The 6,459-nt window shown below is 49.6% G+C and carries 5 protein-coding genes and 1 tRNA gene; 3 read left to right on the top strand and 3 right to left on the bottom strand.

Features of this window, described 5'->3' with window-relative positions; all coding sequences use genetic code 11:
* A partial coding sequence (locus tag B3K89_RS00415) for a class I SAM-dependent methyltransferase (RefSeq protein ID WP_345906893.1) occupies window positions 1-1,621 on the bottom strand: 1,621 nt, incomplete at its 3' end.
* Between the two features lie 133 nt (window positions 1,622-1,754).
* Here B3K89_RS00415 and B3K89_RS00410 point away from each other — a divergent pair.
* Genes B3K89_RS00410 through galE form a run of 3 tightly spaced genes read left to right on the top strand, consistent with a single transcriptional unit; the run spans window position 1,755 to window position 4,566 of the window.
* The gene (locus B3K89_RS00410) at window positions 1,755-2,228 is read left to right on the top strand and encodes a hypothetical protein (protein WP_293890828.1); all 474 of its coding nucleotides are present in this window, start codon (window positions 1,755-1,757) and stop codon (window positions 2,226-2,228) included.
* The gene (locus B3K89_RS00405) at window positions 2,229-3,566 is read left to right on the top strand and encodes a phosphomannomutase/phosphoglucomutase (RefSeq protein ID WP_293910594.1); all 1,338 of its coding nucleotides are present in this window, start codon (window positions 2,229-2,231) and stop codon (window positions 3,564-3,566) included.
* A 13-nt stretch (window positions 3,567-3,579) separates the two neighbouring features.
* A complete protein-coding gene (galE, locus tag B3K89_RS00400; RefSeq protein ID WP_293890822.1) occupies window positions 3,580-4,566 on the top strand; it encodes a UDP-glucose 4-epimerase GalE in 987 nt (328 codons plus the stop codon).
* Window positions 4,567-4,667: 101 nt separating this feature from the next.
* Here the strand turns inward: galE and B3K89_RS00395 are convergent.
* Together B3K89_RS00395 and B3K89_RS00390 are read right to left on the bottom strand one after the other, a co-directional pair.
* Window positions 4,668-4,740, bottom strand: a tRNA-Asn gene (locus B3K89_RS00395).
* Between the two features lie 156 nt (window positions 4,741-4,896).
* Window positions 4,897-6,459 (bottom strand): bifunctional metallophosphatase/5'-nucleotidase (locus B3K89_RS00390; protein WP_345906892.1); only part of this gene is annotated, 1,563 nt, incomplete at its 5' end.

The following is a 6,459-nucleotide window of genomic DNA, read 5'->3' as shown; positions in this document are numbered from 1 at the left end:
GTCTTCTCTCTCCATAGGAGGGGCGGTCACCGGAAGGCCTTCGATCGTCACGATCTCGGAATGAAGGACGGCCATCCCTGTCGCCGTAGGGTCTTCTCTCACCATACGAGGGGCGATCGCCGGAAGGCCTTCGATCGTCACGATCGTGGAATGATGGGCGGCCATCCCTGTCGCCGTAGGGTCTTCTCTCTCCATAGGAGGGACGGTCGCTGGAGGACCTGCGGTCATCGCGGTCGCGGTAGGATGGCCGTTCGCCCCTGTCGCCGGAGGACCTTCTGTCATCACGATCACGGTAGGAAGGGCGTCGATCATCACGCGCCCCTCTGTGGTCATCGTTTCGACTCTCGCGCTCTTTTCTGGGAGCACGCTCGGTTCGATCTTGTTCAGCCTCTTCGTTTCCTTCAAATAGCGGAGCAATATCTTCATCATCCCAGCGAAGGGTCAAAAGGTCGTCTTCCACTTCATTGGCTTCAATTTCATCGGCAGCTTCTTCAGTTTCCAGTTCAAGATCAGAGGACTCTTCTTCCTGTACGACTTCTTCTGCACTCTCTGCTACAATTGCGTCTACCTGTACAGCTTCTTCTTGAGCAATGTCTGCTGCAACATTCTCTTGCTGTACATCAATGTCTTTTGCTACTTTTTCTTTTTTCATAACTTCTTCTTCCACATGTTCTTCACGCCGGTCTCTGCCAGCTTTTCTCTCAACGGTCCGCAGATCTGCTGCAGTTATCCGTACATCCTGTTGCTTTTCAAGCAACCACGTCCTTGCCGTTCCTAAACGGCGTGTAAACCCAGGGGCTGCAACCTGAGCCGTTATCTCTTGAACCTCAAAACCTCGAACTGCTTTCGTGTCCATCCTGAATGTTCCCAGATTTGTTGAGAACACCAGTTTCCCTTCCTTCGCCAAGAGTGCATTGAGCACTTTCATCCAACGCTGATAATCTCTTTGGACATCAAAATCATACTCCATCTTCCTGCTGTTGGAAAAACTCGGGGGATCGAATATGATCAAATCATATACCTTTCCACTCGAGAGAGCCTCAACAACATACTGCCACGCATCGGCGGCAACACAAGGATACAATGCGGTACTATACCCATTGTCAGCAAGATTCTTTTCAGCCCATGCAGTATAGGTACTGGACAAATCCACCGACTCAACGCTGGTGGCACCGCCCCTGGCTGCATAGACCGAGAAAGATCCTGTATAGGAAAACAGGTTCAGCACCCGGCATCCGCGGCTCATCGACTCAACCAGCATCCTCGTTGCCATGTGGTCAAGAAATAAACCGGTATCAATTCTCTTGGTCAGGTCTACGGTAAAGAACAGTTCATTCTCCGTGACTTGTACAACCAACGAGGTCTCGCCCTGCAAGCTGTGTTGTTCCTTGCCCACCCGTTTCGGTCGGCGATGGAAAATCACACGATCCGCCTGGACATAAAGCATACGGGAGACGATATCGCAGCATATCCGCTCCTCCTCTTCATCCAAGCCCTCTTCACTGTAATCGGTGACCCTTGCATAGGGACCATAGAGATCCACAGTGACGGGAAACCTCTCAAGGTTTCGATCATACACTCTCATACAAGTCGTACCGCTTTTGAGCATCATACGACGCATTTTGAGAGCATTGCTTTTCAAAATCTTGCTAAAATCCTTCTCTGTGTAATCCATTACAATCCTGGTAGCTCTTTCTGCAACGCAGTGTATATGCTAATATGGAAAAAAGCTAGTGAAGCAAAGGATAAAAATAATGGAAGAAGATGCACAAGCCTTCATCACTGCACTTGAAACGAGACACGAAGCACCGCTGACATGGAAAACCTATGCCACTTGGTATGGGAACAACCATGAGGTATTCAGAGAGTTCGGGGTTTTCTTCTATAGATGCAAAAACTCTTTCTACTTTGAAGATTTTGAACGAAATCCAACCATGTTCGGCATTAGTATGAAATCGAAGAAAGCAAAAACCCCCTTCAGTAAATATGAAGGTTCATTTTCTCTCGACGAAGTTGAGGATACCAGGCCCATTCCTAAAACCTTGGCTGCAAAAATCATCCAAGGAAGGCGTGACATCGCTTCAGTCAGACACCCCAACCTCTTGGACAAGCTGTTCAGACAGATGGTTGAGATGGTGACGTTGAAAGATGGGACAGTACATTTCTTTGAGCTGATGAATCGGAAACAGTTCGTTGATGAGTTGCAGCACAGCAACAAGGAGGAATAGATGGGAGCGTTCAAGGCGTACGATATCAGAGGAATCTACAACAAGGATTTCAATAAGGATACCGTCTATAAAATCGGGTATTTTCTTCCAAAACTACTCAAGAGCAACGTTGTACTCGTTGGAAGGGATGTCCGTACCAGTAGTGAGGAAATATTTGAGTACTTGTGCAAAGGTATTACCGATAGCGGCAGCGATGTGTATGACATCGGCCTAGCCACCACTCCCATGGTGTATTTTTCCACCGTTCATTTTGAGGTCGGTGCTTCGGTGCAGATTACAGCCAGCCACAATCCCGCGATATACAATGGGCTGAAGATCAGCAGGACAAAGGCTGTGCCGGTGGGCTCGGACAGTGGTCTCATGGAGCTGGAACAGATGGTTCTCAACGAAATCGTCGTGGTGGCGGCAAAGAAAGGCAGCATCATTACCAAGGATGCAAAAACTCCCTACCTGGCATTCCTCAAGCAGTTTGTCCCCGATACATCCAATCTGAACCTCACCATCGACTGTTCTCATGGTATGGCCAACCTTCTGGTGAAAGACCTGCTGGGGAATCACCACCACTATTTGTACGACCATTTCGACGGAACATTCCCAGCCCATGAGCCAAACCCACTGGAAGTGGAAAACTGCAAGGACCTTGAGGCTGCAGTGCTGAAAAACAAGAGCGACATCGGGGTAATCTACGACGGCGACGCCGATCGTGTGATGTTCCTCGATGAGAACGGCAGATTCCTCCAGCCCGACTATATTACAGCAGTACTGGGCCGCTACTACTTGAGCAAAGAAAAAGGGAATGTTTTGGTAGACATCAGGACCAGCCGCTCGACAACCGAATACTTGACCGGCCTTGGGGCAACCGTCCATGTCTGGAAGGTGGGTCATGCATTTGCAAAAACCAAGCTCAGGGACTTGGGTGCGATTTTCGGCGGCGAGCTCGCCGGACACTACTACTTCAGGGACTTTTACAACTGCGACAGCGGCTTTCTCGCCTCCCTCATCGTCCTGCAGGTTGTCAGTGAACTGAAGAAGCAGAGTATCAGCATCGGGTCTTTCATCGATTCGGTCATTGCGTATGCAAACAGCGGCGAGATGAACTTCAAGCTGGAAAACAAGGATGACGCCATGGCCGCCTTGCATGCCAGGTTCGTTGAGCATGACAAACCTACCAAGGTCATGGATTTCGACGGCTATCGCATCGAATTCCCTTCTTGGTGGTTCAATGTCCGAAAGTCAAATACCGAACCGTATCTGCGTCTGGTTGTAGAAGCCAAGAGCGATGCAGAACTGCAACAGAGAACCAAAGAGCTCTCTGACATCATCAAGAAGTTCGACTGACCAGGAGCGTCATATGAAAGTACTATTGTTCGGAGGTGCCGGCTATATAGGCACACATGTAGCATTGGAGTTTCTCGACCGCAACGACACAGTGGGGATCTTCGATAATTTATCGTCCGGCTTGAAAAGCAATGTTCATCCGGAATCTCTTTTTTATGAAGGTGACATTCGAGACAAGGCGCGGGTGCTTGAGGTGTTGTCGCTTGGCTGGGATGTGGTGATCCATCTTGCTGCATACAAAGCAGCAGGTGAGTCGATGATAAAGCCGATCAAGTATTCTGAGAACAACATCACCGGTTCCCTCAATCTGATCACCGGTTGTATCAAGGCGGGAGTGAAACACTTCATTCTCTCCTCATCAGCTGCAGTCTACGGAGAGCCGGCCTACCTTCCAGTTGATGAAAATCATCCAAAGAATCCCACCAACTATTATGGATATACGAAGCTGTGCATCGAAGAGAATCTGAAGTGGTATGCCGAGCTGAAGGATTTCGAGTATGTATCACTGAGGTACTTCAATGCAGCCGGGTATGATGAAAAAGGAAGGATGCTTGGTCTTGAGAACAATCCAGCCAATCTGATTCCTGTGGTCATGGAAGTTGCCATGGGCATCCGACCCAATCTTTTGGTTTTCGGCAATGATTACGACACTGTCGATGGTACAGGGGTCAGGGATTATGTACACGTAACAGATCTAGCCAAGGGTCATGTCTTGGCGGCTGAACACTTGATGGCAGGGAAAGGCAACTTAATTGTGAATCTAGGCTCTGAAGAAGGGCTCAGTGTTCAGCAACTGCTCGATACTGCCAGAAGCATAACCAAGAAGCCCATAGAAGCCCAGTATGTAGACCGCCGGCCCGGCGATCCTGCCAAGCTGGTGGCTTCCTCCAAGATGGCCCAGAATGTGCTTGGGTGGAAGGCAGAACATTCGTCTGCACAAACTATCCTGGAAACAACCTGGAGAGTCTATGAGGCCAATCAGAAGAGATTGAAGCCCTAACGGGTCATCAATTCTCGTGCGGCAGCCAAACCTGCCGCTTTTTCTATGCCCGATACAGACATGAAAAAAGACAACCCACAAAGGATTGTCTTTTTCTCTTGCTCGCCCGGAGGGATTTGAACCCCCGACAGGGTGGTTAACAGCCACCTGCTCTACCGACTGAGCTACAGGCGAATATCGTTTCGAACGATTGGTACATTACCTCATACCATTTTTTATGTCAAGCAGTTTTCTTTACAATCGCTACAAAATCAGGTGAAAGGAAGATTCGGCTACAAGAGAAGAACGGCTACCCGAAGGTAGCCGTCCAATACAACAGAATTGCGTGAATTACTTCACAGGATAATTCTTCTTCAGGAACTCAATGAACACATCGCTCAACAGGGAACCTTCGGAAAGAACCTTGCCGAACATGGTGTATCCGTCACCGCCGGCAGCCATGAAGTCGTTCGTGGCAACCTTGTAGGTCGCATTACGATCGATGGGCTTGCCATTGAGCAGGACACGAATGATGCGCTTGCCAGGGGCTGCAAAACGGTTGTAAACAACCTGCAAGTCAGTCTGGGAGAATGCACCATTCTGTTCGGGTAGCTTGCTGTAGCCATGCTCGAGAGCGGCATACACATCCGAACCCTTCATCTCAACAACAGTTATGATGTTGGTGAACGGCAGAACATTGATGACATCGCCCATCGTCACGTTTCCAGCCTTCAAGGAAGCACGGATGCCACCACCATTGGTAATGGTGAAGTCAGCACCACTTTCTGCAGTCATTGCCATGGTGATCAACTTCGAAAGGTTGGTCTGCTTGGTGCGAACGCTAGCACGTTCACCATCCAAGTCCTCAGGCAGCGTTGCAACAATAGTGCCGAGCTTCTCACTAAGCTGTGCAGACATGTATCCGACATACTCATCGACCTGAGAATCGTTGGGAATATCAGTAATGCCGTACTGCTTGGCAAGAGCGGAATCCTTGGCGTTCAGGACGTCGGCTGCAGGAATCAACATCGGATAGGTTGCAGTCACCTTACCGTTCTTGATATGCAGTTGAACCAGTCCAAGGTTCTTCAAATAATCGCCAGTCTGAACAATCAGAGTATCACCAATCTTCATGCCCTCTTTGAGCACGGTATGGCTGTGACCATCAACGAAGAGGTCGATACCCTTGATTTTGCTGACAATCTTATCGGTGGTAAGCCCACTGGCTCCATCAGGATCCATACCGATGTGGCCGAGTACGATGATGTAATCAACATACTGTTTTGCCATATCGATGGCCATCTGACCAATCTCAAAGATTTCTTCATTGGCAAAGGTTATGCCTTTGACGTTCTTCGGATGGGTCTTGGTGGCGGTATCAGGAGTGGTCAAACCAACGACTGCAATCTTGAAACCGTTGAAATCGTACACCTGGTACGGCTGGAACAGCAGATAGCCATTCTCATCCAATACGTTGGCCGACAGGACCTTGAGATCACTGTACTCTTCAGCAAGCCTAGCAGCCTCAATCAGGCGATCAGCGCCGTAGTTGAAGTCATGGTTGCCTGGAGCAACAGCATCGTAGCCGAGCATGTCGAGCAGGACTCCTACGGTCTCGCCTTCAAACATGTTCGCAAGGTTGGTTCCGTGGGAAACGTCACCAGCATCAAGAACGAGAATGTTGTCGGTGAGAGCACGTCCCATCTTCAGCATTGTGGACAGCTTGGAATAACCCATGCCACCGTCAGCAGGAACGATGCGTGCATGCACGTCGTTGGTGTGGACGATGAACAGGTCGAACTCTTCTGTACCAGCATCGTTCTTCACGATTTCGGTAACACCGAGCGGATACTCAACAGGCTCGGGAGCAGCAGCAACAGTGGCCGGGGCAGGGGCCGGGGCTACCGGTGCAGG

This window comes from Sphaerochaeta sp. UBA5849 (assembly GCA_002432715.1).
GTDB lineage: Bacteria > Spirochaetota > Spirochaetia > Sphaerochaetales > Sphaerochaetaceae > Sphaerochaeta.
The sequence above is the reverse complement of the archived record's forward strand: the minus strand, read 5'-3'. Positions and strand labels throughout refer to the sequence as shown.

Excerpts from the sequence above, each read along its gene's own strand:
- galE (WP_293890822.1), top strand. The coding sequence starts at position 3,580 with ATGAAAGTACTATTGTTCGGAGGTGCCGGCTATATAGGCACACATGTA.
- B3K89_RS00405 (WP_293910594.1), top strand. The coding sequence starts at position 2,229 with ATGGGAGCGTTCAAGGCGTACGATATCAGAGGAATCTACAACAAGGAT.
- B3K89_RS00410 (WP_293890828.1), top strand. The coding sequence starts at position 1,755 with ATGGAAGAAGATGCACAAGCCTTCATCACTGCACTTGAAACGAGACAC.